The organism is Qipengyuania algicida (assembly GCF_009828025.1).
Taxonomy (GTDB): Bacteria; Pseudomonadota; Alphaproteobacteria; order Sphingomonadales; family Sphingomonadaceae; genus Qipengyuania; species Qipengyuania algicida.
Genome location: NZ_WTYA01000013.1, coordinates 1 through 24,266, shown reverse-complemented (window position 1 = coordinate 24,266; position 24,266 = coordinate 1). Strand labels below are relative to the sequence as shown.

The following is a 24,266-nucleotide window of genomic DNA, read 5'->3' as shown; positions in this document are numbered from 1 at the left end:
AAGTGCTGGGGCTACGCGCCCCGATGAACGACCGGCCGGAGCGTGCGCATCCATTGGGACGCGACGTTCCGGCCGGGTCAGCCGATTAGTATACCGGCAGGGTCGAACACGCCGAATTGGCGTTGGCGAAAGTGAGCGTGCTCGACGAGCAAGTCCATCCATCGGTCCAGCTGGTGTTGCCCGTCCAAGCCGAACCAATGTGAGCCGGAAGCTCGAAGAAGCTCGAAATCGCGGTCGGATCATAGACCGGCACGCCGTCTTCGTTGCTGCCATTCACATAGGTCATCGTCAGGGTGAAAGTGAAGCCGGTCTGGTTATTGCTACCGGCATTCCACGCGTTCTGCACGTCTGCGGCGGTTACGCCGTCGCTGCCCGAGAAAGGCGTGGTCGCGTTGCAACTTCCGACGACCGAGTTGAACTCGGGATCGGCGGCCAGGGTACCCGCGCCATCGATGCGGATGCAGGGATTGGCACTGACGATCTCCCCGTTGGAGAGTGAGAGCTTGGCGTTGCCGCGTGCGCGGACGGCTTGGCCGCTGGCGGTGCTCTGGTTGATGAAGGTGAAATTGGTCATGTAGAAGTTGCTGCGCGGCAGTGCTTCCACCGCATATTCGGACGATGGCGAGTCGAGCTCGATCATATTGTCGCCGCCAGCGGTCCGCTGCACGCCGAGCGCATACTGGATATAGGCTTGCACACCGCTGTCGAAATCGAAGCTGTCATCGTCCGCGCCGACCACTGCAACGTGATCCATGTGAACTTCGCCGCCCCAGAACTCCATGCCGTCGTCCGAACTGTTGAAGCTCTGCCAGTGGTTGATCTTGGTGTTGCGACCGATGCCGCCGCCCGAAAGCGATTGAAGTTCATTGCCCGGAGCGAGGCTGAAACCGGAATAACGGATCTGGAAGTAGCTCATCTCGCCCGAGTCATCGTCATAGTCGGTGCCACCGAAAGGAGTCGCTACGTTCGTTCCTTCGAGGTTCTTCTGGCAGTCCGCTTGATTGAACGGGTTGCCGTTCTGGTCGACGTTGCCGCCGACATTGTAGTTGCCCGAAGAACAGTCTGCGACCGGTGCCCGGCCGAGCAGCACAACGCCGCCCCACTGCCCGATATCTGCGTCCGTCGCCGTGCCTTGGATGTTCTGCAGGCTGGTGAAGATGATCGGGCGATCAGCTGTGCCATTGGCCATGATCTGGTTGCCACGATTGATCACCAGGAACGAGCGACCGGTGGCACCATACAGGATCGCACCCGGGCTGATCGTCAACACGACGTTGTAGCCGGTGCTGGTCGGCCCCTGGTCAGTGCCGACATCGACACGGCCCGTCATCGAATAAAGCACGCCCTTGATATAGGGCAGTGTGGTGCTGGCATCGATCACGTCGGGCAAATTGCAGATGAGATAGGTGCCGGTCGGGCCGGTGATCGTCCCCAGGTTGGAAAGCTGCGATGTCGCTGCGATATTCGGGCACTCCGAAGCAGGCGTGACACCCGTTCCGCCACTGGATGTCGGGGTGGGGGTGGGCGTAGGCGCAGGATTGTTGATGATGATGTCCCCGGTGGTGCCGGGCGAGACGATCTGGTCGCCTCCACAGCTGGCGAGAACTAGTGCGCTGGAGCCAATGACGAGCGAGCGGTAGATATGTTTCACGAGCGACGGTCCCCTCATAAACCGATGAAAGATGGCAGAGACGCCGCCAGCGCCACTGCGAATCGCTCGCTACGAGTGCTGCGTTACAGTTTTTGTCGGAGTGTTACCGTTCTTTGACAACGCGGTCAGAAAGGCTCGCCGCCCAAGTGAAATTACACTTTTATGACAATGTTGCACTTTTGTTGCAGTTGAGGCGAACAGGTATAGAATTTGAGGCAGAATTTGATCGGGGAGGATCGAACCATGTTTGCAATTCTTGTATCCGCCGCGCTGATCGCGAGTTCGCCGACTGACGAAGTGCAGGCCGCTAATAATAATGCTGCTTCGACAGCTCAGCTTTCGGAGGAGCTGGTTGTCCGTGCGGGGGACCCTGCTCAGCAGATCAATCGGGGAATTGCTCTTGCGCGGCTCGGCGATATGAATGCCGCACGCGAGCTGTTCATCGCAGCGCGCGACAATCGGGAATGGATCGATTTGCAGATCCCGTCCGGCCACTGGGTCGATTCCCGCAGCCTGGCCCGACGCGCCTTGGTCATGCTCAAGCACGGTGATTTCGGTCCACGCGGACAAATAGCCTTGCGCTGACCACTCCGGCGCCAGCCATGTGGCAATTTCAACGGCCCGTCGCTTTAAAACAAGCGACGGGCCGTTTGGCGCTTGTGATAAATAGCAGGGCAATGTTAACCATATTGTCACCCCTCTGTCATTTATAAGGGTCATTGCCGCGGCTGGAGGGCATGAATGATTCTGACGTATGGTATGCGGGCTATTGCCGCTGCGGGACTGGCGCTTCTCGCGATGCCTGCGCATGCGGACGTGCTGCAGATCGACGGGCAGGGCGCTCATTGGGTAACGCCTGCCGCTCCATCTTCGGTGGCTGCATTGGGTAACGGCAGCGATGCGCATTCGGTTCCCGGCGATATCGAAACGCCGGACGCCGCCGTCGCACCCGCCGACAATGCCGCGCAAGTGCCCGAGGCATATCGCGCGAGGGTTGCGCAGCTGGCGGCACGCTATGACCTCAGCCCGTCGTTGATCGAGGCGCTGGTCTGGCAGGAAAGCCGCTGGCGACCGACTGCGGTTTCATCTGCCGGGGCGCGTGGCCTTGCGCAACTCATGCCGGGTACGGCGCAGCAGATGGGAGTCAATCCGGACGATCCCGATGCTAACCTCGAGGGCGGGGCGCGCTATCTGAGGATGCAGCTCGATCGTTTCGGCGGCGACCTGGAAAAGGCGCTGGCGGCCTATAACGCCGGGCCGGGCCGGGTCGAGCGCGCGGGAGGTGTTCCCGCGATAAGAGAAACACAGATTTACGTGGCGGCCATCATGGGTCGTCTTGCCGATCATTCCCGGGAGTAGAATACACATGCGTTTTATCCGCCCAGCGATTGCCACGATCGCGCTCAGCCTCTCTTCCGCTGCCTATGCGCAAGGTGCCGATCCAGCTGGTTCGGGCCCTATCGTGGCGGCTCTGGGCTGGCTGCAGGGCACATTGCTCGGCAATGTGGCGACGGCTGTCGCGGTGATGGCGGTGGCTGCGGTGGGCTTCATGATGTTGACCGGGCGGCTCAACTGGCGTTTCGGCGCGACCGTCATCATCGGCGTTTTCATCCTGTTCGGTGCCGCCTCGATCGTTGCTGGTATCCAGCAGGCCGCAGGCGGAGTCTGAGGGCTGACGATGACGCCGCTCGCCCGTCACCGTGTCCACCGCGCTCTCACCCGGCCGCAGATGTTCGCCGGGGTCACGTACAATTTCTTCATCATCAACGGCATGGTCACGACCGAGCTGTTTCTGATTACGGGAAGTTTCTGGGCTCTGCCGACGGCGCTCGTGATCCATGGCATCGGCTATTTCGCCTGCCTGCGGGAGCCGCGTATTTTCGACCTGTGGATTACCAAGGTCTCCAAATGCCCGCGCGTGAAGAATTACAAGCGCTGGGGCTGCAACAGTTACACGGCCTGACGGTCAGGCAAAGGACGGATTAGCTATGGGCAAGTGGATCGGAGCAGCGGCCTGGGGCGCGAAGGAATCGCGCGCCGGTGACCGGCTGCCCTACGCCCGATTGATCGATGAGAGCACAGTCATGCTGCGCGATGGCAGCGTGATGACGGCCTTGCAGGTGCCCGGCCTGCTGTTCGAAACTGAGGACAGCGAAGCGCTGAACTCTCATGCGGCTACGCGCGAGATCATGCTGCGCTCGACGTTGGATGCGCGCTTCGTGCTCTATCATCACGTCATTCGTCGCCGGGTCGAGGTCGATCTGGATGCACAGTTCCCCGATCCCCTGAGCCGCCACATCGATGCGCGCTGGCGCGAGCGACTGGGTTCGGGTGCGCTGTTCATCAACGACCAGTTCATCACCCTCATCCGCCGTCCCGCCCGCGGCAAGGCGGGATTGGTCGAGCGTTTCCAGAAGAAAGCGCGCGGTCGTCGCGAGAGCACAATGGTCGCCGATCCCAAGGACTTGCGCTCATTGAAGGCTGCGGCAACGGGCCTTTTGGCCTCGCTGTCGGCCTATGGCGCGCAGATGCTGGGCGACTATGTCAGCCCGCAAGGGCACACCAACAACGAGATGCTCGAACTTCTGAGCGCACTCTACAATGGCGAGATGCGCCCGGTGCGCAAGCCGACCAGCGATGTCGATATCGGCATGATGCTGCCCTATCGCCGGGTTTCCTTCGGTCTCGATGCGATCGAGCAGCGGGGCTCAGGCGCGCCCGATTTCTGTTCGATCCTTGGCCTCAAGGATTATCCCGAGGCGACCAGCCCCGGCCTGCTCGATCCGCTGCTGCGCCTGCCGTGCGAGATGGTGGTGAGCGAAAGCTATGCACCGACCGAGCGCCAGACCGCGCGCGAGCGAATGGATCTGGCGTTGCGACGCCTGAAATCGGCTGATGAGGAAGCCGCTGCCGAGCGTGCGGATATGCTGTCGGCGCGCGATGCGCTGGGCAATGGCGCGGTCGGATTCGGCGATCACCATCTGACCGTTACCGTTCGCGCGCGCGATCTCGGGCGGCTCGACGACGCGACCGCCGCTTGTGCTGCGGCGCTTGCGGATACGGGCGCGATCGCGGTGCGCGAGGATATCAATCTCGAACCCGCCTTCTGGGGCCAATTCCCCGGCAACGAGAACTATATCGTTCGTCGCGCCCTGATCTCCAGCGCCAATATGGCGAGTTTCGGGAGTCTGCATGGTTTTGCGCTGGGAACGGCGGAGAACAACCATTGGGGCGATGCGGTGACACTGCTGGAAACCACCAGCGCGACCCCGTTCTTCTTCAACTTCCACAATGGCGACCTTGGCAATTTCTCGGTCATCGGCCCATCGGGCTCGGGCAAGACCGTGGTGATGAACTTTCTTGCCGCGCAGGCCCAGAAATTCGCCCCGCGCACGGTGCTGTTTGACAAGGATCGCGGGGCCGAACTGTTCATTCGCGGGATCGGTGGCCGGTATGACCGCATCTCCGCGGGCGAGCCGACTGGTTTCAACCCGCTGGCCTTGCCCGACACCCCCATAAATCGAGCGTTTCTGCGCGACTGGCTCGGTGTCTTGCTCAAGGCCGAAGGGCCGGAAGAACTGGCGACCATCGCCCATGCGGTCGATGCAGCTTACGGCAACGATCCGACGCTGAGGCGGTTGGGCAATTTCCGCGAGTTGCTTTCCGGCAGCCGCCGGCCGCAACCGGGTGACCTTGCCGATCGTCTGTCGGCATGGATCGGGATTGGTGAGCACGCCTGGCTGTTCGACAACGAGGCCGACCGGCTCGATATGAGCACCCGCGTCCTGGGTTTCGACATGACCGCGCTGCTCGAGAACCCGCGCCTGCGCACGCCGGTGATGATGTATCTGTTCCATCGTGTCGACGAACGGCTCGATGGCAAGCCCGCGATGATCCTGATCGACGAGGGCTGGAAAGCGCTCGACGACGAAGTATTCGCCGCGCGTATTCGCGACTGGCTCAAGACGCTGAGAAAGCGCAACGCGCTGGTCGGTTTTGCCACGCAATCGGCGCGCGATGCGCTCGAAAGCCGCATTTCGACTGCGCTGGTCGAACAGACCGCAACGATGATCTTCATGCCCAACAGCCGTGCCCGGGCAGAGGATTATTGCGATGGATTTGGCCTCACCAGTCACGAACTGGCGCTGATCCGTACCCTGCCTGCACACAGTCGTTGCTTCCTTGTGCGCCAGCACGATGCGAGCGTGGTGGTACGGCTCGATCTGTCGGGTGCGCCCGAAGTTCTGACGATCCTCTCGGGTCGCGAAAGTGCGGTGAGGCGGCTGGATCTTCTGCGCGAGGCGGTTGGTGAAGATCCGGCCGACTGGTATCCCTCACTCACCGGGTGCCCTTGGCCGGGTGGCTCAAACGAAATCCTGATGGATTACAACGAAAGGCTGGCGGCCGAATGAGCGCGACCTGCCAACAGATGACTGATGGTGCAGGGATGGGGATCGCTTCTGCCCTGCAGGCGGTCGACTGCGTTGCGGGCAATGTGACCGGCGAGGCTTTCGGCCGCTTGTTCGCGCCGGGCGGATCGATGGCGACGGTCCTTACGATCCTGCTGACGCTGTATGTAGCGTTTTTTGCGATCCAGTTGCTGACCGGGCGTTCTTCGCTGGGCGTGCGCTCGCTCACCCCGCGGATGATAACCGTGGGGCTGGTGCTGACCTTTGCCACAAGCTGGGTCGCGTATCAGAGTGTCGTCTGGAACCTTGCGATCGGTGCACCGGATTGGCTGGCCAGCGTGCTGACCGGGGACAAGGGATCGGCCACGATCACTTTCGCGCAGAAGATCGATATCGTTTTTCAAGCCATCCAGGAAGCGACCAAGAACACTAAGAACGTTACCGCATTTTCGCCTGAAGGGATGATGTGGCTTGGGGCGATGCTCTTCCTGCTCGGGACTGTCGGCATTCTGGTAACGACGCGCATCGCCATGGCCGTGCTGATCGCGCTGGGGCCGGTCTTCGTGGTGCTGGCGCTGTTCTCGAGCACGCGCGGGCTGTTCGCGGGGTGGGTCAAGGGCGTCACCATGCTGGCCTTGGCTCCGCTGTTCGCCGTACTGGGCGGCAGCGTCATGCTCGAGCTGGCCGTCCCGATCCTTGCGGCATTGGTCGGCGCTGGCGGAGGTAATCTCGATCCGCAGGCCGCCATGGGATTTTTCATGATCGGCGCAGTCGATCTCGCGCTGATGGTGCTGGTGATGAAAGTTGCCGGAACAATGGTCGGCGGCTGGACTGTGTTCGGTCTCACCGGGAATGCGCGCGATCGAGATTCCGGCGGACGTGCAGCGGCTCCTGTGGCGGCGCTCTTGCCGCCTCCGGCTCCCATCGCGCAGGCCCAATCGACCAGCGAAAGCCTGGCCGCGGCGCGGCGCATCGATATTTCCGCCCAGCCGGTGGCCATGGCGGCCAACGATCTGTCGGGCGGAAATTCTGCACCGGGGCGCCGCGCAGCCGTTTCGCCCAGCTCTTCCTTCTCGGGCCATGCGGAGCCTGCCATGACCGCGCCATCGCGCGTTAATGGCGTCGGCAGCCGCTTTCGTCCCGTTGCCACCCGATCCACGGAGAAATTGAAATGATCCGCTCTGGCGCCACTGCGCTGGCTCTTGCCTTTGCGACCGCGCAACTCGTCCTGCCTGGCACCGCTGGGGCCGCAGATGCGCGGCTCATCAAGCTACCATACAATGCCAATCAGGTGTATCGCCTCGACGGACGAACCAAGGTTCAGGCGACGATCCGTTTCGCGCCCGATGAATCGATAGAGAATGTCGCGATCGGCGACTCCTCGGCTTGGCAAGTGACGCCGAACAAGGGTGCCAACCTGCTCTTCGTAAAACCGCTTCAGGCGCATGCTGCAACCAATATGACGGTCGTCACCAACAAGCGGACCTATCTGTTCGATCTGGTCGCCAGCCCACGCGCAACGCCGGTTTATGTGATGAGCTTCTCCTACACGGACCTGCCGAAGCGGCCCAACGGGGACCCGCAGATGGCAAACCAGACGACGCCGACCGAGCGGGCCGCCGCACAGGATGATCTGGCCGTACTGGACCCGGCCAAGCTCAACTTCGCCTGGACCAAAAGTGGGGACAAGTCGCTGCTGCCCAAGAATGTGTTCGATGATGGCGAATCGACTTTTCTGACCTGGCCATCTGACCAGCCGGTTCCTGCAATCCTCGTCACCAATGACAAGGGCATGGAAGGTCCTGTCAATTACACTGTGCGGGGTAATACGATCGTCGTGAATGGCGTGCCCAAGCAAATTGTTCTGAGGTCTGGCAAGGACCGGGCGGTGCTGATCGAAGCGGGGCCGCTGAGGCCTGAAAAAGAGGAACGCGGGCCGACCGCGCTGGCCTCGCGTGCGGAGGACAAATAATGCGTGTGGCAATGAAACTCCCGCCCAAGGACGACTTTACCGGCGTTGCCAATGATGTCGACCCGCGTGATGAGGCTCCCGGCGATGTCATCGATCTGGCGAGCCGCAATTCCTATCCTATGGTTGCGCAGAGCAAGCGCGGCTCGGACGGGCTGGGCATGGTCGCGGGCATTGCGATCGTTGCCGGGCTTGGACTGGTGACGCTGTGGAGCATGAATTCCGCGCGGCTCGATCCACCGGCGCCGACTGCCAGCCCTGCGGTTCAACAGCCCGCGCCAGCGACGGCGCCTTCGCCTGCCGTGATGCTGCCGCCTGTGCAACCCGCCGCCGCTCCGGCTCCGATCGCTCCGCCAGCACCCGCTCCCGTGCTGTCAAAGCCACCAGTGAATTCGGCAGTCAGCGCCAATCCCAACAGCAGCCCGACAGTCGTGTTCGATGCGGGCGTGTCTCCGTCCACCGTATCTGCTGCACCGGCGCCGGGCGAAGCGGTCGCGACCAAGTCTGGTGGCGATGTATCGTCCGCAAGTGCATTTGCAAGCCGTGTAGGCGGTGTCGGCGGAGCGCCAGCGGTGGCCAAGCCGATGACCAATCCGACCACTACGGTGACGCAAGGTACGCTGATCCCGGCGGTGCTGGAAACTGCGATTGATACGAATGTGCCTGGATACGTTCGTGCCGTCGTAAGCCAGGACGTGCGCAGCTTCGATGGTAGCAAGGTGTTAATCCCGCGGTCGAGCAGGTTGATCGGTGAATATCAGTCGGGCCTCCAAAACGGCCAGAAGCGTGCCTATGTCATCTGGACGCGGCTGATCCGACCCGATGGCGCTTCGGTCAATCTTGCGTCGCCAGCGATCGCCTTTGACGGCACGACGGGCCTGACGGGCAAGGTCAATTCGCATTTCTTCAAGCGGTTTGGTTCCGCGCTGTTGCTGTCGGTCGTCGGAGGCCTCGGCAATCTCGTCTCCGGAGGATCGTCGATTGTCCTGGGCGGCGGGCAGTCGGCGGCCTCGACTGCGCTCCAGCAGGATGGGCAGATCGGACCGACTGTGCGTGTGCGTCAAGGGGAACCGATCCGTATATTCACCGCCCGCGACCTCGATTTCTCACAGGTCGGCTAATCGGCGGGCGCTGGATATGACTGCCGAGATCAGAGCAATCGCAATGGACGAGCCGGTGGACGATGTTCCGCCGGTTGATCTGCATGGCGAACGCAGTGTCTATCTCGATGCCTATCTGGCGCCGTTCCGCGAATGGCTCGACCGAGACAGCGTTACGGAGATCATCGTCAATCGGCCAGGTGAGGTCTGGGTTGAGGATGCCAACGATCCCGGGATGCGCAAGATCATCCGCCGCGAAATTGACGACCGCCTTATCCAGCGGCTTGCAGAGCAGGTCGCCCGCGTCAGCCATCAGGGGATCAATCGCGAACACCCGCTGCTAGGGGCGACCTTGCCCGATGGCGCGCGCGTCCAGTTCTGCGGTCCTCCCGCCGCGCGCAAGCACTGGGCAATGGCGATCCGTCGCCATCGCCGGCTCGATTTGCCGCTCGATGCCTATGATACCGGACCACTGACTTCGGCGAAGCCTTCTCCGATGCCTAATCCGCAAGAGCACCCGATCGCCTTCCTGCGCGAAGCGATCCGGCAGAAGCGGACGATCCTGATTTCCGGCGGTACCAGTACCGGTAAGACCACTTTTCTCAACGCCATGCTGGGCGAGATTCCCGGGCACGAGCGCGTCGTATTGGTAGAGGATACGCCAGAGCTGAAATTGCCCGGCGAAAACGGTGTCGGTCTGGTTGCCGTGAAGGGCGAACTTGGCGAAGCCAAGGTTACCGCCAACGAATTGCTGCAGGCGGCGCTGCGTCTACGGCCTGACCGGATCGTACTGGGCGAGCTGCGCGGAGCGGAAAGTGTATCCTTCCTGCGTGCGATCAATACCGGCCATCCGGGTAGCTTCTCCACCATCCACGCCAACTCGCTGCGCGGGGCGCTAGAACAGCTATCTCTTATGGTGATGCAGACCGGGATCGGGCTCACGCGTTCCGACACCATCGCCTATGCGGCGAGCGTGATCGATGTGATCGTCCAACTCGGACGTGACGGAAACGGCAAGCGCGGTATCACCCAGATCTCCGAAAGCCGCACGCTGCTCAAGGCCGCGCCAAGCCGCTGATTGCGGCCAAATCGCAACAGCATTGCGATTTGCGCAATAATGCTGCGCTGCAACTTGTCCTGCACGTAATCTGTGTTAGCTTCGCGTTGCAAATTGCCACGAAAAGGCAATGGCGGAAAAGTTAGGAGAGGATTACATGCGGGTATTAGCCACCCTAATGGCAGGCGCGTGCGCGGCTGCGATTGCCATTCCGGCACAAGCTCAAGACAATAATGACAACGGCCAGACCTCCACGACGAGAACGGCCGCAACACCCTCTCCATCAAGCGAACCTCCGGTCATTATCGTGACCGCACAGCGCCGTAACGAGGCGCTGCAGAACGTTCCGATCGCTGTCAGTGCATTCGACGCGCAGGCACTCGAAAAGCAGCAGATCAAGACCACCAGCGATCTTCAGCTGACACTGCCGAATGTCACCTTCACCAAGACCAACTTCACTTCCGCCAGCTTTACCATCCGCGGCATCGGCGATCTTTGTACCGGTGTGACCTGCGATGCGGCGACCGCTATCGCGATGAACGATCAGCCCTTGTTCGCGACCCGTATCTTCGAAAGCGAGTTCTACGACCTCGCCCAGGTACAGGTACTGCGCGGTCCGCAAGGGACACTGTTCGGGCGCAACGCTACTTCGGGCGTGGTCGATTTCATCACCGCCAAGCCCGACATGACCGGCATTCACGCCTCGCTCGAAGGCGATTACGGCAATTATAATTCCAAGAAGGTGAAGGGCATGATCAACCTGCCCATCACCGATACGCTGGCAGTTCGCGCGGCGGGATATTACCTCAAGCGCGACGGGTTCACGGAAAATCTCTACAACAATACGCGCATCGACGGGCGTGATATGTATGGCTTCCGCGGATCGTTGCGGTGGGAGCCGACGTCGACCACCCAGATCGACCTGATGGGACAGTTCTTCCGCGAGAAGGACGATCGCATGCGGATCCAGAAGCAATATTGCCAGCCTGATCCGACCGGCGTCCTGGGCTGCCTTAACGGCGTGCTGACCAATGGCGTGACCAACAGCAATTCGACCCTTGCGGGCGTTCTGACGTCGCAGCAATTGCTAGCCCTCAACGGCGTCCCGGCCCCGCTCAACAGCCTTTTGGCGTTGGGCGATCTGTCGCCATCTTCGAACGCGTTTGCAAACGCGCTCAACCCGGCTGATCCGCGCAAGATTTATACCGCATTCACGCCGCAGTATTACACACGTGAGACGATACTGCAGGCGTCGATCAAGCAGGAACTGGGCGGAGGGCTCAATTTCAAGCTTTCCGGTACGTACCAAGATGTCGCTGTGGATTCGTTGCAGGACTATAACAATGCCCTGCAGAACCGGGCGGTGTACCAACCAACTTTTAACAATCTGGCAGCAGCGGCAGGCGGACAATTCGGTCCTGGTCTGGCAGCGGTAATCACTCCATTCTACAATGCGTTTCTGCCGCAAGGTGCGAACGGACCGGTTTGTACTTCGCTTCCCACTATTGACGGTACCGGCATTTTTGGCGGTCATTCCGCCTGCTCGCAAACGCCGTTGTCCTTCGATCGCTCGGTCAACACTGACTACAGCTATGATGTGGAGGGCATTCTGTCGTCAGACTGGGATGGAAAGTTCAATTTCCTGTTGGGCGGCATCTACGCGCACTTCAAGAACACAGAAAACAGCTACTACGTCGACTCTTTCGGTCTGGATTATTTCTCTGGGCTGATTGGCGCGTTGAATACCACCGCCCAAACCGGACCGGTTTACCTCGGTCCGCCGATGTACCAGAACCATACTCTCGACTATACGTTGAACTCTTACGGCATTTTCGGAGAAGCCTACTATCAGGCGAGCGACAAGCTGAAGCTTACGCTTGGCCTGCGGTTCAACCACGATGCCAAGGATGTGTCTGCGCGCACTACGGTGTTTAATTTCCTCGTGCCTTATGGCCTCGATAATGCGTTCGCTTCGCCGTATGCGGCTGGATTCGATGCCGACCCTGCCACAACCTGTTCGACGCCCGGCACGGCTGTGCCCGGTGCAATCGGATCGGCTGCTGGCTGCGAGGCTGTGCAATCCAATCAGGTGAGCTTCTCGCGAGTGACTGGCCGAGCGGTGATCGATTATCAGATCACGCCGAACAACCTGCTCTATTTCTCGTACTCGCGAGGTTACAAATCGGGTGGCATCAATCCGCCACTCTCGCCGGTGTTCGATGTGCCGGTCTCATTCCGACCGGAATCGATCGATGCCTTTGAACTGGGTTCGAAGAACCGGTTTGGCCCACTTGAAATCAATGCGACGGCTTTTTACTACAAATACAAGGATTTGCAGCTGTCGCGCATCGTTGCCCGTACCTCGGTCAACGACAACGTGAATGCCAATATTTACGGTGCCGAGCTGGAGGCAGTTATCAAGCCGGCACCCGCGATGACGGTCAATGCCAACTTCAGCTATCTGCATACGGCGGTTGCTGGCGACACCTATCTGTCAAATCCACGCGATTTCGGCGGAGGGCGGGCCGATGCCGTTATCATCAAGGATATCAGCAACGGCGCGAACTGTGCAGTGGCGCCGAATACGGCAGGTAACGCCGCCGGAGCGAACGCGTTCGTCAACACGATCAATGCGGGGATTGCAGCATCGACTGGTGCGCAGTTGCAGGGTACGGTCCCGTTCCCTGCCAATGGTGGAATCGCTTCCACCGGAGCATTCAGCGTTTGTAGCGCTTTGGCGCAGCAGGCCGCAGCTGTCGGAAACCTGTTCGATCCAGCCGGGATTACCGTCTATTCTTCTGGCATTCCGGTAAATATCAAGGGCAACAAGCTTCCCGGCGCTCCTGATTTCAAGGCCTCGGCCGGTGTTCAGTATGTTTTCGGGTTGGGTAGTCTGACACTGACCCCGCGCTTCGATGCCATTCTGACGAGCGCGACTTATGGCAGCGTGTTCAACGGGATTGCTAACCGCATTCCCAGCTACACGCAGTTCAACGCTCAGGTGCAGCTCGATGGGCCGGACGATCGCTGGTTCATTCGCGGTTACATCCAGAACATTGCCAACAGCAATGCGATCACGGGTGAATATGTGACCGACCAGTCCTCGGGCAATTACACCAATATCTTCACCCTCGATCCGCGCCGTTACGGCATCGCCGCCGGTTTCAAGTTCTAGAAACCGGGAACCTAACAAGAGGGGGGAGGGCCGGGCACGATTGCCCGGCCCTTTTTCATCGGCGCTATGATTTTTGCGCGCGACCGAAGGGAGAAAAGTCGGTGTCGCTGTCGAATATCTCGACACCCTCTCGCCGTTTCAGCCAGCCCACCACAATATAGGTCACGGGCGTCAGCAGCGCTTCCCAACCCGTCTTTATCGCCCATTGCGACAGGACAACCTGCCAGAGCAGTTCGGGTGGCCAACCGGCCAGGCCATAGAAGGCCAAAGGATAGAAGATCACGCTGTCCAATCCCTGTCCGACAACGGTAGAACCGATCGTGCGGGTCCAGAGATGTTTCCCCTTGGTCCAGAGCTTCATTTTCGCAAGCACGAAGCTGTTGGCGAACTCGCCCGCCCAGAATGCGGTCATGGATGCAGCGACAATCCGCCAGGTGTTGCCGAAAACTTTCTCGTAAGCGGCTTGGCCGTCCCAGCCGGCGGCGGGCGGCAGACTGACCACGACCCAGCTCATGAAAGCCATGAAAATCAATGCGGCGAAACCCGCCCAGATCACCCGTCGCGCTCTGGCATAACCATAGACCTCGGTCAGCACGTCACCGATGATATAGCTGACCGGAAAAAACAGCACCCCGGCGCCGAACGACCATTGCTCGCCACCGGGAAGGGTAATGTAAGACGGCTTGGACGCTCCGATGATGTTCGAGAGCAGGAGGATGGCGACGAATGCCGCCATCACCAGATCGTAATAGCGGAAATGTCGCTGCTCGACCGAACTGGCGGAGACGGCGTCTAGCGGACGATTATCGGGTGAGTGTTCCACAGTCGCTGCCTATCGCTATTTGGCACCGGCGCAAAGCGCGCTATGGGGCGCTGGCAGCGCGCCCGTAGCTCAGTTGGATAGAGCACGCGCCTTCTAAGCGTGTGGTCGCAGGTTCGAATCCTGCCGGGCGCGCCATTTCCGTTCGATGCCCCTCGGACAAGCTGACCGTGACCGTGAGGCAAGCTAAACTTGACCGTGAGGTTTTGCTCCTGTCCGAATTGCGCCTTCATTTCGGCCATTCGAGGTCTGCGCGCTGCGACCCGAAAGCTGCCGTTCTTTCAGGATGATCGGGAGGGCGGCTAAGCGCCCTAATATCAGTCGTTCCGTGACTTCATCCCCGATCCCAAAAGCGGACGGCACATCGAAGCCGACTGAATGGCTGTGACGTTCGACGATCCGGTTAGTCTCTTATCGGATAGGATTAGGCTGAAGCCGACGTTCGTTCACGTCGCCTGATGCGAGACCGGAAACGACTGCAGTTTTGGACGATCCGGAACGGCAGCTTCACAACCGGGAAAATGGGGCAGCGGACGGTCTTGAGGGCAGCTGCGCGCGTCACGTCGATCGGGCAGCTCACCGGCTTTACGACCCATTACAGCAATCCCACGGTCCGCGCCGATTTCTTCGACCTCGGCACCGGTGACCTGCGCGAGGCAAATGCACGCCTTCCCGCCGCCGGCACTTACAAGACCTGGCGAAAGCTTGATCCGCCGGACTGGACCTTCATGCACTTGGCGCAAGTGTGATGCTGCGAGCCGTTATCACGTATGCTAGCTCAGGTGGATGTCTGCTTTCTGGCTTAGGCAACAGGGCTAGATGAACGACTGGCGGGTTTTGACGACCGTGCGATCCTGAACGAACGACGGCAATGTCGGCGGCGACTGACCGAGCGCTCATCTGCCCGGATGGTAGTCTTTCACATTCGTGTCCTCATCACCGGGCAGGCGCTAGACGGACGAGGGTCGGCCGCGACACTGATCCCGGTTTGTTGAATGAGCCGTTAGCAGCTAATCTCGGTAAGATCGTAATCACCTATGGCTTCGCCTTCTCATGCTGGGCTTCTAGCGCTAAACCCTATTCTGATTTGGTGCTTCCTTTCTTTCGCTAACAATTTGGCAAAATTTTCAATAGAGAATGTCAAAGGAGAGCACTGAGGGGGACAACCATGAAATTCGGGAATGCACGATATTTCGCGCTTGCATGTGCTTGCGCGGCGAGTTCCGCAGCTGCGCAAGACCGCGATCTATCGGTGACCATCTATTCGAACGACATCGCCCTGGTTCAGGATGCGCGACATCTCGACATTGCGAAGGGACGGCAGGTTCTCGAATTTCCGGATGTCTCTGCCCGGATTCAACCCGCCACAGTTCAACTGACGGCTTCGAATATTGGCATCGTTGAACAGAATTTCGATTTCGATCTGCTCACCCCAGGCAAGCTGATGGAAAAGGCGGTGGGCCATACCGTGACGATTGTTCGCACCAACCCGGCGACCGGTGCCGAGACTCGCGAGCAGGCAAAGGTATTGGCGACCAACGGCGGGGTCGTTTTGCAGATCGGCAATCACATCGAAGTTTTGCGAGATGATGGATTGCCGACGCGGGTCATCTTCGACCGTGTGCCAGACAATTTGCGCGCTCGACCGACATTATCAGTGACTGTCGATTCCGGGCAGGCGAGCAAACGATCCGCTCGCCTAAGTTATTTGACGACCGGCCTTGGCTGGCATGCCGATTATGTCGCGCTTTACGATGAAGCAGAAGGTGCAATTGATGTCCAAGGCTGGGTAACGCTGACCAACACCAGCGGAACGACGTACGACAACGCTGACACCATACTCGTTGCGGGTTCCCCAAACTTGGGCGTGGATGCGCCCTCCAGATACAATCAGTATCAACGTCGACAGACGCGTGGAACGATCGTCCAGGCTGGGACGGAGAGCGGAACACGTGAACGTTTGGGCGACTATTATCTCTATCCTCTCGGTGAGCGCACGACCATCGCCGAGAAACAGACCAAGCAGGTCAGCTTTCTCGATGTTCACGGAATTCCTGCACAGCATGGCTATGAATACAGCAACAGGTGGCTTGGCAGCGCAAACGAGCCGGAAAGTGCGCAAACCGTTTATCGCTTCTCGACCAGCGGGCATCAGGGGCTTGGTGACCAGCTTCCTGCCGGAACACTGCGCTTTTACATGCGCGACAAGCGCGGGGAGCCACAATTCGTTGGTGAAAGTGAGGTCAGCCACACGCCGATGGGATCCATGTTGTCATTGTCCACCGGCTATGCCTTCGACGTCAAAGTGAAGCCCGTGGTCGTAAAACGGATCTCAACCGGCCCGTTCCATTGGCAAACGACGATGAAGTACACGCTGACCAACGCGCTACCCCGAGCGGTGACAGTCGATCTGATGCAGGATGGTTTGTGGGGCGATGTGCGGATTGTTTCAGAAAGCCAGAAGAGTGAGCGAACCAGCGCCGATGTCGCGACATGGCACGTCAAGGTGCCTGCCAATGGCACTGCCGAAGTCGACGCGGTGTTCGACTCGCGGTTCTGAGGGAACTGACTATGCGAGCGATGACCCTCTTTCTCCTGCTCACCGCCGCATTCGTGGAGACGGGGGCAGCGAGTGCCGAAGATGTCGTAGCATCCGCCCCCCAATCGGTCTCAGTTACGGTTTATCGCTCGCCAGATCGCCAGCAGGGCGGCTTCGATCTGAACCGACTGGGCGGATTCGCGCTAATAACCGAAACCCGCAGGGTACATCTTTCGCGAGGCATCAACCGACTTCGCTTCGAAGGCGTAGCTGATGGGATCGATACCGCAACCGTTATAGTAACAGGACTGCCTTCGGGCGTGATCGAGAAGAACCGCGATGCGAGGTTGCTCAGCCCTTCGGCATTGATAGCGGCCTCGCTTGGTCAAACGATCGAGTTGCGCCGCACCAATCCGGCCACGGGGAGGCCGGAATATACGCCGGGTAGAATCTTGTCGGGTGCCGACGGGGGAGTAGTTTTTCAGTCTGCTGAGGGTATCGAAGCCCTGCGTTGCTCGGGATTGCCCGAAACCTTTTCGTTTTCGTTGGCACCTCAAGGTCTGAGTGCGAAGCCAACGCTATCGGTCCTGACAAATGCCAGGCAGGCTCTCGATGTCACTGTGACGCTCTCATATCTCGCGCGCGGTTTCGACTGGTCAGCTGACTATGTTGCCACGCTTGCACGCGACGGAAAGACTATCGATCTTGGCAGTTGGATTACTCTGGCCAACGGCAATGGCACGGGATTTGTCTCTGCGAACGCGAATGTCGTTGCCGGGCGCATAAAGAGGGACACCGGAGCGGTTCAGCCGATTGACCTTGCACAGCCTATCATCGCTAGATGTTGGCCCAGCCAATCGACAAGCGATTTACCGCCGCCTGAAGGCGAATACGCCATTGTCCAAAGTCGCGCGATGTCGATTGCCCCGCCTGCATCGATGGATTCCGCGATCGTCGTAACGGGTTCAAGGGTCATGCAAGAGCAACTCGGTGATCTGAAACTCTACCATGTACCGGAACGTACGGACATCAACTCTCGGCAGAGCAAGCAGGTGCGTTTGCTTGACCGCACCAAGATACCCGTCGAGCGGATCTACCGTGCGGTAATTGACGAGGATCGCTCCGGTGAATTCCAACCTGCGCAGGTTGTGCTGCGCACGAAGAACGATGCCGCGCACCATCTTGGTTTGCCGCTGCCATCGGGACGGGTTGCTGTATTGCAAGGCGGCAGTGTTCGGCCATTGCTGCTTGGAAACGCAGGAATCCGAGACACAGCAGTCCAAGAGAAAATCGAATTGCAGCTTGGTGATGCTCCGGATGTCGAAATCCGGCACACGCTTGAAAGCCGTGAAATCACCGAGCGTTCTGTCACGACATTGCCGTTGGTTCCCGGCGCCATTTGGTTGCGTCGGGTCAGTCCAAGCCTGATCCACCGTGTCGAAGTCAGTAACGCCGGCGCAACTGCTGTGACGCTCGAATTGAAGACTATGGTCGAACCGTCTGACCAGATTGTGCGGGCTGATCATCCTGTATCAAACGAAGATGGTTTCCCGGTCTTTCGGCTCAGGCTCTTGCCGCATGGAAGCCGGGTGATCAGATATGTTACACAACCGCGAGTTTCGGGATCGGACTCCTGAGCACGGAACGCGAAGGACGCGCTTGTGCCATCGCAATCTGAATACCTTCTGTTGAACTGGGCACTTCTATCGCTCAGAAATGATCGACTCACAGCCCTCAAATCATCCGTTTGAGATACCGCACACTGCCCATGAGGCGCGGTAATTCCCCGTCTGAACGAGTGGCCGGTTTTGATGATGAAGCACGGCGTCGCGAATGGCGGCTTTGTCAGCGGCTGAAGACAACCCTCGGCGTGAGCATCACTTGCCGGAACCAGTTCGCGTCACTTCTCCTGCCGCAAAATCGGATCCGCAGTACTGGAGTTCGTCGCGCAATGCCTGGACCAATCTGGCGGCCGGCATGGCGCGGGTGAGCGGTGCGCCTTGTCCGGCCCATTGCGCACCAAAGCCATGCTCGCCTTTTGCCTTTGCTGCAGCGTGGAGAGCTTTGCCGGCATCGTAAGCAATCGGATAATCCGGCGGCACGCGTCCTCCCAATTCATCGGCCAGGGCCGTGAAGCGGTTGGCGAGCGCTCGCGCTGGACGACCTGAAATGAGCGATGTGAGCATAGTGTGATATGCGCCCGGACCACGCAGCGCCGCCCGATAGGCATGATCCGCAGCTGACTCCGGGCACGCTATGAACGCAGTGCCGAGTTGCGCCGCAACTGCGCCGAGATCAAGCGCTGCAGCGATGCCGGCACCATCCATAATTCCACCGGCGGCGACGACCGGCAAGTCAAGCTCTCGAACTAGCAATCGGGTCAGTGCAAGGGTGCTCAACGCATCATCTGGCGCGGTGGGATCGAATACGCCTCGATGACCGCCCGCCTCGATGCCCTGCGCGACGATCGCGTCGATACCGGCGGCCTTGATCGCACGAGCCTCCTCAAGGCTGGTCGCGGTCGCCATCAAGTAGACGCCGTGCCTACGCAATAGAGACAACGTGTCAGCCGAGGGCAATCCGAAGTGAAAGCTGACGACCGGTGGCGCCAGTTCCAAGACTGCCGACAGCATCTCGGGATCCTCGGCAAAGCTTTTGTAGATAGTGCGGAGTGATGGTGGAGGCTCCGCTCCGAATTCCGCAAATCGTGGCGCAAGCCATTCGAGCCACGAGGCCTCCCGATCGGAATCCGCCTTAGCATTACCGTGGACGAACAGGTTCACATTAAAGGCCCGCTTCGTGCGACCGCGTAATTCTTGAATCATTGCCCGCGCGCCGGCGGCGTCAGTAGCGCCTACGCCAATCGAGCCAAGTCCACCCGCTTCAGACACTGCAGCTGCCAGCGAGGGCGTCGAGACACCCGCCATTGGGGCCTGAACCAATGGCACTGTGAGGTTGAGCTGATCGATAAAGGACATAGGCATGCAGCGAACAGATTTGATCTGAATGATAGTCCGCTTATGCACTGGAATGGGTGCCGTGTGAATGGCAGCCTCGTCGGCGCCAGCCGACTCATGCACTGGTTCATGCGAACGGCAGCTTCACTACTCGTTTTGCCTGAAACTGGACAGGCAGGACACGGCCCACAAGCCGCCAAGCTGCGACCGTTCTCCTCATGGCCAATCAAGGCCTCGGAGAACGACAATGGGCTATTCGAGATTTGACCCCGCCATGCAGGCGCGCGCGGCATGGAATGCCGGCAAGACCGTTGGCACAAAGCGACCACTGACGCAGAAGCAGATCTGGGCAATACGCTTTCATCTCGATCGAGAGGGACGGCTGCGAGACTAGGCGCTTTTCGATCTCGCAATCGACAGCAAGCTGCGCGGCTGCGACCTGGTCAAGATCAAGATCGGCGACGTCGTAGCCGGGGCAGACGTCCGCACCCGAGCGATCGTGATCCAGCAGAAGACAAGTCGCCCGGTCCAGTTTGAATTGACCGCAGATGTTCGTGCAACGCTGCTTTCGTGGCTGGAGCGTCGGTGCGGGTCGATCACCGACTATCTATTTCCAAGCAGGATCGATCATGCCGGTCACATGAGCACGCGCTAGTACGCACGTCTGGTAGATGAGTGGGTCACAGCGATAAAGCAGGCCTGTCGCGGTGGGCCTAAATACTGTCGAGAAAGTTTTCGACATTCGCCAGGGCCACAGCAGTGAGGGTCACATATCGTTTGCGACCGTCATTGGCATCCCGGGTGCTGCTCACGAGGCCGCGGTCTTCGAGCATATTCAGGTGCCTCAAAGCGGTGGACGTCGATGTCGCTGCGCTGATGCAGACCCTGCTCGCAGTCATCTCTTGGTTTGTATGATGGGCAACAAACAGCGTAAGCAATATATCCCAGGCCGGTTCGCCGAACAGGTCGTACCCCATAGTCGCCTCGCGGTTACGGCGTTGGCGATAAAGCCTGCGGGCTTTCTTGACCCGCAGGCTACGTTCTCCCGCTCTCGGCAAGTGCGTGCGATATGCCGAATGTGCGTCGTCGTGATAGGACGGTGCGGTCGGGCGCTCTGCTATGTGCTCCTGCGAAGCCATGTCAGACAGTTCCTGAAGGTACATTTGTCATTGAGCGGAGCACTTCAGCATGAAGCACCGAATCGTAGAGCGGTCCGTTCTCAAACCAGTATCGCTCGGGGCGATTCAGGCAGAACGGACCATCGCCTAAGGCCATCGGAGACATGCAATCGAGATCGAGCACCACCTCGCGAAACTTTAATTCCGAGAGACAGACGATTGACAAGCCCTACAGCTTGTTCGACCGCCTTCCCGGCGGGCGATCGCAATGGTTTCGCGCGCACAGCATCGTGGGCCGAGCAGCCGATAGAAATCAGGCGCAAAGGCCATTGCATCGGCCTTGCCGGAGAAATGCAGGTCGTGATTTAACTTCATGGGCGACCCCCCTTGGGATGGCGTTTCCTAATTTGGCGAGTGTAGGCAAGATCATGCAGGAACCGGCGATCCGTAAATCTGAACACGGTGTTCAACCTGTTCGGCATTCACCCACCGAGGAATTCGGGAGATCGCTCGATCGGGCGCGCTGGGACGACCTGAAGCTGTTCGTCGAGGTGGCGCGGGCCGGGAGCTTCCGCGCCGCCGCGAAGAGCGAGAAACTGTCGGTCAATACGGTGCGCAACCGGATCGAACGGCTCGAAAATGCGCTGGAGACCAGCCTGTTCGAGCGCTCGGTTAATGGCATTATCCTGACCCCAGCTGGAGCCGGCCTGCATCCGGTGGTGCTCAAGATGCATAGCCGGGCTTCGGAGGGCCTGGGCCAAGTGCGCGGACACCGGCTGATTTCTCCCGGGGAGATCCGCATCGGTGCCAGCGAAGCGCTCGGATCGGGTTGGCTGACACCGCGTCTGCTCGAATTACAAGAGCAGATGCCTGATCTCACCGTGACGCTACTGTGCGACTACGATGTTCAGAGCGAGCGCAGCGACCAGGTCGATGTCGGCATCTTGTGGCACCGGCCGACCAATCCCGATCTTATCGTCGCGCGCCTCGCCACGGTCCACTTCATGGCGTTCGCTTCGCGCGACTATATCGCCGCAAATGGCGCGCCCGAGACGATGGATGATTTGCTGGCGCACCGCTATATCGAACAGGTTGCACCGGGAGTGAAATCATCGCTACTCGACCAGATGGTCGGGACCGAGCGGCCGCCAGGGTTCCTGCCCTTACGCACCAATTCCAGCCTGGCGCTGTTCTGGGCGGTGGCGACCGGCGCGGGGATCGCCTGGATGCCGACCTATTCGCTTGCCGTGACCCGCTCGCTGGTACCGATCGACCTGCCGTTCCAGCTCAAGTTCGACCTGTTCTATTATTTTCGTCCCGAAGCGGCCGATTCCCTGCCCGTCAGAACGACGATCGACTGGCTCAAGGAAATCTTCGATCCCGGCCAATACCCGTTCTTCCGCTCCGAATTCGTCCACCCGCGAGAATTCGCCGGTCCGTCGGCACGCCGCGAAGGCAAGGTCGTGCGGCTGTTCGAGCCGCTCCTGGGAGATGTGCTGGCCAAGCCTTGATCGTGGTTGTCACGCGCAAGTTTTGGACTCCACGCACACCCTGATGACGGCTTTCTTCGACAATGAAGATCGGCATGCCGGACAACATGCCCCGTCAAGCCGGCCGATCTCGTCATTTGCGGCATACGCCTCCAGTCTAGATGCGCTTTATCGGTATTTGGCACCTCTCTGGTCGCTCGGGCTGGCTGGCTAGATGTACCAGCTTACCGCGGATGGCGCGCCGGTGTGATTGCTTGTGAAATGGGGCATTTCGTTGCTTTGGAATCACACAATAAAATCACCATACATCGGAGTTGCTGGTGAGGACCGCGGGATGGGCGGAGTGTGCATCGCTCCCGTCTGGGCAAGGTCCGGCCGGCCGCAATTGGTTCGACCAATGTCAGCTTCGTCAGTTCCGATGCCATAAAACGGATGGTCAGATTTAGGCCCACTAGCCGCCAAGTTGCGACCGTTCTCCTCAAGGCCAATCAAGGCCGAGGAGAACGACAATGGGCTACCCGTTCGCCTTCTTCCATCGCGCGAGCGTTGAAGCGCCATGTCATTTCGGAGAGATAGCGCCCGATATGCTTAGGCGAAAGGTAGTGGTGCGTTCCCACGATCTGACGCTTGAACAGAGCCCATACACCTTCGACGCCATTGGTATGGATAAGGAAGTGACGGACATACTCGCCAGCGATGTGGTTGACGCGAAGGTGAATGTAATCGTCATTCAGACCGTTAAATACGGGGTGTTCATCGGTATACTCATCTGCAGCGTTCGCTCAGCAAGTACCGAGCGACATCTTCCATGTCCTTTCGATTTCCGCTCGTCATCAGGGACATTGCGCACCTGACTTGAAATAGCGGAGCTCGATTGGGCGCCCGCACCCAACCTTTCGATCGCTCATGACTGAGCAGGATTACCAACGAGGCATAAATCGAGAGGACACAGCCGATGCCTTCCAAAACGTCCTCAGGGAGCGAAATGTCATCGCCTGCTCGAGCACGCTTCATCCAATCCTGCAGGACCTCTTTGCCGTCGACTCCGAGGAGTGGGCATTGCTCTGAAACGGTCATGTCCCAATGCGCTGCAATATTGCCGAAAGCACGAAGGCAAGCGCTATCTCTGTTCGTACTTTCTGATTCAACTGTGGGCTTGCTCATCAGATGTGAACCCCGGTTTCGATTGCACCGATCATATCGATGACGAACTCAAGACCTTGCTCTGACTGCTCGGCACTTTCGAGAGGCGTGTGGCCATCCAGCCAGGGATGGATCTTGTTCATGAAGAAGATGGTGGTCAAATGGTCGCCAGCGCAAATGCGCGTTGCTGCATCCAAGGCAGCGCGCCTGGATGGCTCTCCAGTGGTGCCTACAAGATGCACACCCTCGCAGCAATTCGTTGGCTTCATGCCCCCGTCCTGCTTGAAGGAGTGTCGCTAATTCCGAGGACGCGTTCATAGGAGACGCGTCCATTCACCTTGCACTCGCGGTTAATCGCGCTGAGCGTCACGGTTGACGGGTTGGTGATTTAACTCGAGCGGGACGGCAACACTTCTCGCGCGACGCTGCGTAGGGGGGGCGATCGCCGGCAATGGGCCGGAATCCGTGTCACACTCGACTTGGTCACGGGCGCCGCGGACTTCGAGAACGATGTGGTGGCCGGACGACCCGGGCCAAGCTTGCCGGAACCACTCGCGATCGATCGGGTCTTCCTGGCTTCCTCGGAAGAGAGCCGAGGCCACTTCAACAGCAAGCTCGAAGACCCGTGGATTGCCGAATGGAGGAACAACCGGTGGACCGAACTGGCGAGATGGGATTTTTCGAAAGGCATTGATGGCGAAGTCGTATTCGATCGCGGGCCGCGGCGCCTTCATGGTCGTGTACCCACTGCCCAGCAAAGGCCGCGTGCGCTCAGCGCCTGCCGGAACGGAGCGGACAGCCCATAGCCGGCATCGGCCAACACGCAGCCGAAGCGCAC

At 59.6% G+C, this 24,266-nt stretch carries 20 protein-coding genes, 1 tRNA gene and 2 pseudogenes; 16 read left to right on the top strand and 7 right to left on the bottom strand.

Going from position 1 to position 24,266, the window contains the following annotated elements; genetic code table 11:
- Positions 1–85: 85 nt before the first annotated feature.
- Positions 86–1,651, bottom strand: coding sequence for a hypothetical protein (locus GRI58_RS14010; RefSeq protein ID WP_160754230.1), 1,566 nt, complete (start codon positions 1,649–1,651; stop codon positions 86–88).
- Between the two features lie 243 nt (positions 1,652–1,894).
- Between GRI58_RS14010 and GRI58_RS14005 the strand changes: the two genes are divergently transcribed.
- The 10 genes from GRI58_RS14005 to GRI58_RS13960 all read left to right on the top strand — a co-directional run bounded on the left by GRI58_RS14005 (position 1,895) and on the right by GRI58_RS13960 (position 13,361).
- Complete coding sequence (locus tag GRI58_RS14005) at positions 1,895–2,236, top strand: hypothetical protein (RefSeq protein ID WP_160754229.1); 342 nt, start codon at positions 1,895–1,897, stop codon at positions 2,234–2,236.
- A 156-nt stretch (positions 2,237–2,392) separates the two neighbouring features.
- A complete protein-coding gene (locus GRI58_RS14000) occupies positions 2,393–3,010 on the top strand; it encodes a lytic transglycosylase domain-containing protein (RefSeq protein WP_237452329.1) in 618 nt (205 codons plus the stop codon).
- Positions 3,011–3,017: 7 nt separating this feature from the next.
- The gene (locus GRI58_RS13995; protein ID WP_160754228.1) at positions 3,018–3,320 is read left to right on the top strand and encodes a TrbC/VirB2 family protein; all 303 of its coding nucleotides are present in this window, start codon (positions 3,018–3,020) and stop codon (positions 3,318–3,320) included.
- 9 nt (positions 3,321–3,329) lie between these two features.
- A complete protein-coding gene (locus GRI58_RS13990; RefSeq protein ID WP_160754227.1) occupies positions 3,330–3,614 on the top strand; it encodes a VirB3 family type IV secretion system protein in 285 nt (94 codons plus the stop codon).
- 25 nt (positions 3,615–3,639) lie between these two features.
- Complete coding sequence (locus GRI58_RS13985; RefSeq protein WP_160754226.1) at positions 3,640–6,063, top strand: VirB4 family type IV secretion/conjugal transfer ATPase; 2,424 nt, start codon at positions 3,640–3,642, stop codon at positions 6,061–6,063.
- On the top strand, positions 6,060–7,235 hold the full coding sequence (locus GRI58_RS13980; RefSeq protein WP_160754225.1) for a TrbL/VirB6 family protein: 1,176 nt from the start codon (positions 6,060–6,062) through the stop codon (positions 7,233–7,235). The genes GRI58_RS13985 and GRI58_RS13980 overlap by 4 nt, the downstream gene beginning before the upstream one ends.
- Positions 7,232–8,032, top strand: coding sequence for a TrbG/VirB9 family P-type conjugative transfer protein (locus GRI58_RS13975; RefSeq protein ID WP_160754224.1), 801 nt, complete (start codon positions 7,232–7,234; stop codon positions 8,030–8,032). The genes GRI58_RS13980 and GRI58_RS13975 overlap by 4 nt, the downstream gene beginning before the upstream one ends.
- Before the next feature lie 11 nt (positions 8,033–8,043).
- Complete coding sequence (locus GRI58_RS13970; protein WP_160754223.1) at positions 8,044–9,150, top strand: TrbI/VirB10 family protein; 1,107 nt, start codon at positions 8,044–8,046, stop codon at positions 9,148–9,150.
- A 43-nt stretch (positions 9,151–9,193) separates the two neighbouring features.
- Positions 9,194–10,207 carry a P-type DNA transfer ATPase VirB11 gene (virB11, locus tag GRI58_RS13965; protein WP_237452333.1) on the top strand — a complete coding sequence of 338 codons (1,014 nt, stop codon included), beginning with the start codon at positions 9,194–9,196 and terminating at the stop codon, positions 10,205–10,207.
- A 109-nt stretch (positions 10,208–10,316) separates the two neighbouring features.
- Positions 10,317–13,361 (top strand): TonB-dependent receptor, encoded by a 3,045-nt coding sequence (locus GRI58_RS13960; RefSeq protein WP_237452328.1) that lies wholly within the window; start codon positions 10,317–10,319, stop codon positions 13,359–13,361.
- A 64-nt stretch (positions 13,362–13,425) separates the two neighbouring features.
- Here the strand turns inward: GRI58_RS13960 and GRI58_RS13955 are convergent, their stop codons facing one another.
- Complete coding sequence (locus GRI58_RS13955) at positions 13,426–14,184, bottom strand: queuosine precursor transporter (protein ID WP_337190990.1); 759 nt, start codon at positions 14,182–14,184, stop codon at positions 13,426–13,428.
- Positions 14,185–14,242: 58 nt separating this feature from the next.
- On the opposite strand from GRI58_RS13955, the gene GRI58_RS13950 reads away from it, so the two are divergent.
- The 4 genes from GRI58_RS13950 to GRI58_RS13935 all read left to right on the top strand — a co-directional run bounded on the left by GRI58_RS13950 (position 14,243) and on the right by GRI58_RS13935 (position 18,357).
- Positions 14,243–14,319: transfer RNA gene (locus tag GRI58_RS13950), tRNA-Arg, on the top strand.
- A 383-nt stretch (positions 14,320–14,702) separates the two neighbouring features.
- Positions 14,703–14,930 (top strand): hypothetical protein, encoded by a 228-nt coding sequence (locus GRI58_RS13945; RefSeq protein ID WP_160754221.1) that lies wholly within the window; start codon positions 14,703–14,705, stop codon positions 14,928–14,930.
- Between the two features lie 419 nt (positions 14,931–15,349).
- On the top strand, positions 15,350–16,741 hold the full coding sequence (locus GRI58_RS13940) for a DUF4139 domain-containing protein (RefSeq protein WP_160754220.1): 1,392 nt from the start codon (positions 15,350–15,352) through the stop codon (positions 16,739–16,741).
- 299 nt (positions 16,742–17,040) lie between these two features.
- Positions 17,041–18,357: a DUF4139 domain-containing protein gene (locus GRI58_RS13935; protein WP_160754219.1), complete on the top strand. Its 1,317-nt coding sequence runs from the start codon at positions 17,041–17,043 to the stop codon at positions 18,355–18,357.
- Positions 18,358–18,597: 240 nt separating this feature from the next.
- Here GRI58_RS13935 and GRI58_RS13930 read toward each other — a convergent pair whose 3' ends face one another.
- Entirely contained in the window at positions 18,598–19,698 is a 1,101-nt protein-coding gene (locus tag GRI58_RS13930; RefSeq protein WP_160754218.1) for an NAD(P)H-dependent flavin oxidoreductase, read from the bottom strand.
- Positions 19,699–19,924: 226 nt separating this feature from the next.
- Here GRI58_RS13930 and GRI58_RS15720 point away from each other — a divergent pair.
- A pseudogene (locus GRI58_RS15720) lies at positions 19,925–20,329 on the top strand (site-specific integrase); the annotation flags it as partial.
- Positions 20,330–20,390: 61 nt separating this feature from the next.
- Here GRI58_RS15720 and GRI58_RS13925 read toward each other — a convergent pair.
- Entirely contained in the window at positions 20,391–20,816 is a 426-nt protein-coding gene (locus tag GRI58_RS13925; RefSeq protein ID WP_160754217.1) for a winged helix DNA-binding protein, read from the bottom strand.
- 371 nt (positions 20,817–21,187) lie between these two features.
- Here GRI58_RS13925 and GRI58_RS13920 point away from each other — a divergent pair, with 371 nt between their 5' ends.
- On the top strand, positions 21,188–22,306 hold the full coding sequence (locus tag GRI58_RS13920) for a LysR family transcriptional regulator (protein ID WP_160754216.1): 1,119 nt from the start codon (positions 21,188–21,190) through the stop codon (positions 22,304–22,306).
- A 467-nt stretch (positions 22,307–22,773) separates the two neighbouring features.
- Here GRI58_RS13920 and GRI58_RS15955 read toward each other — a convergent pair whose 3' ends face one another.
- From GRI58_RS15955 to GRI58_RS13905, 3 genes and pseudogenes are all read right to left on the bottom strand, one after another.
- Positions 22,774–23,004, bottom strand: coding sequence for a transposase (locus tag GRI58_RS15955; RefSeq protein WP_419957053.1), 231 nt, complete (start codon positions 23,002–23,004; stop codon positions 22,774–22,776).
- 444 nt (positions 23,005–23,448) lie between these two features.
- A complete protein-coding gene (locus GRI58_RS13910; protein ID WP_160754215.1) occupies positions 23,449–23,697 on the bottom strand; it encodes an antitoxin Xre/MbcA/ParS toxin-binding domain-containing protein in 249 nt (82 codons plus the stop codon).
- Between the two features lie 473 nt (positions 23,698–24,170).
- Positions 24,171–24,266, bottom strand: a pseudogene (locus GRI58_RS13905) (transposase); the annotation flags it as partial.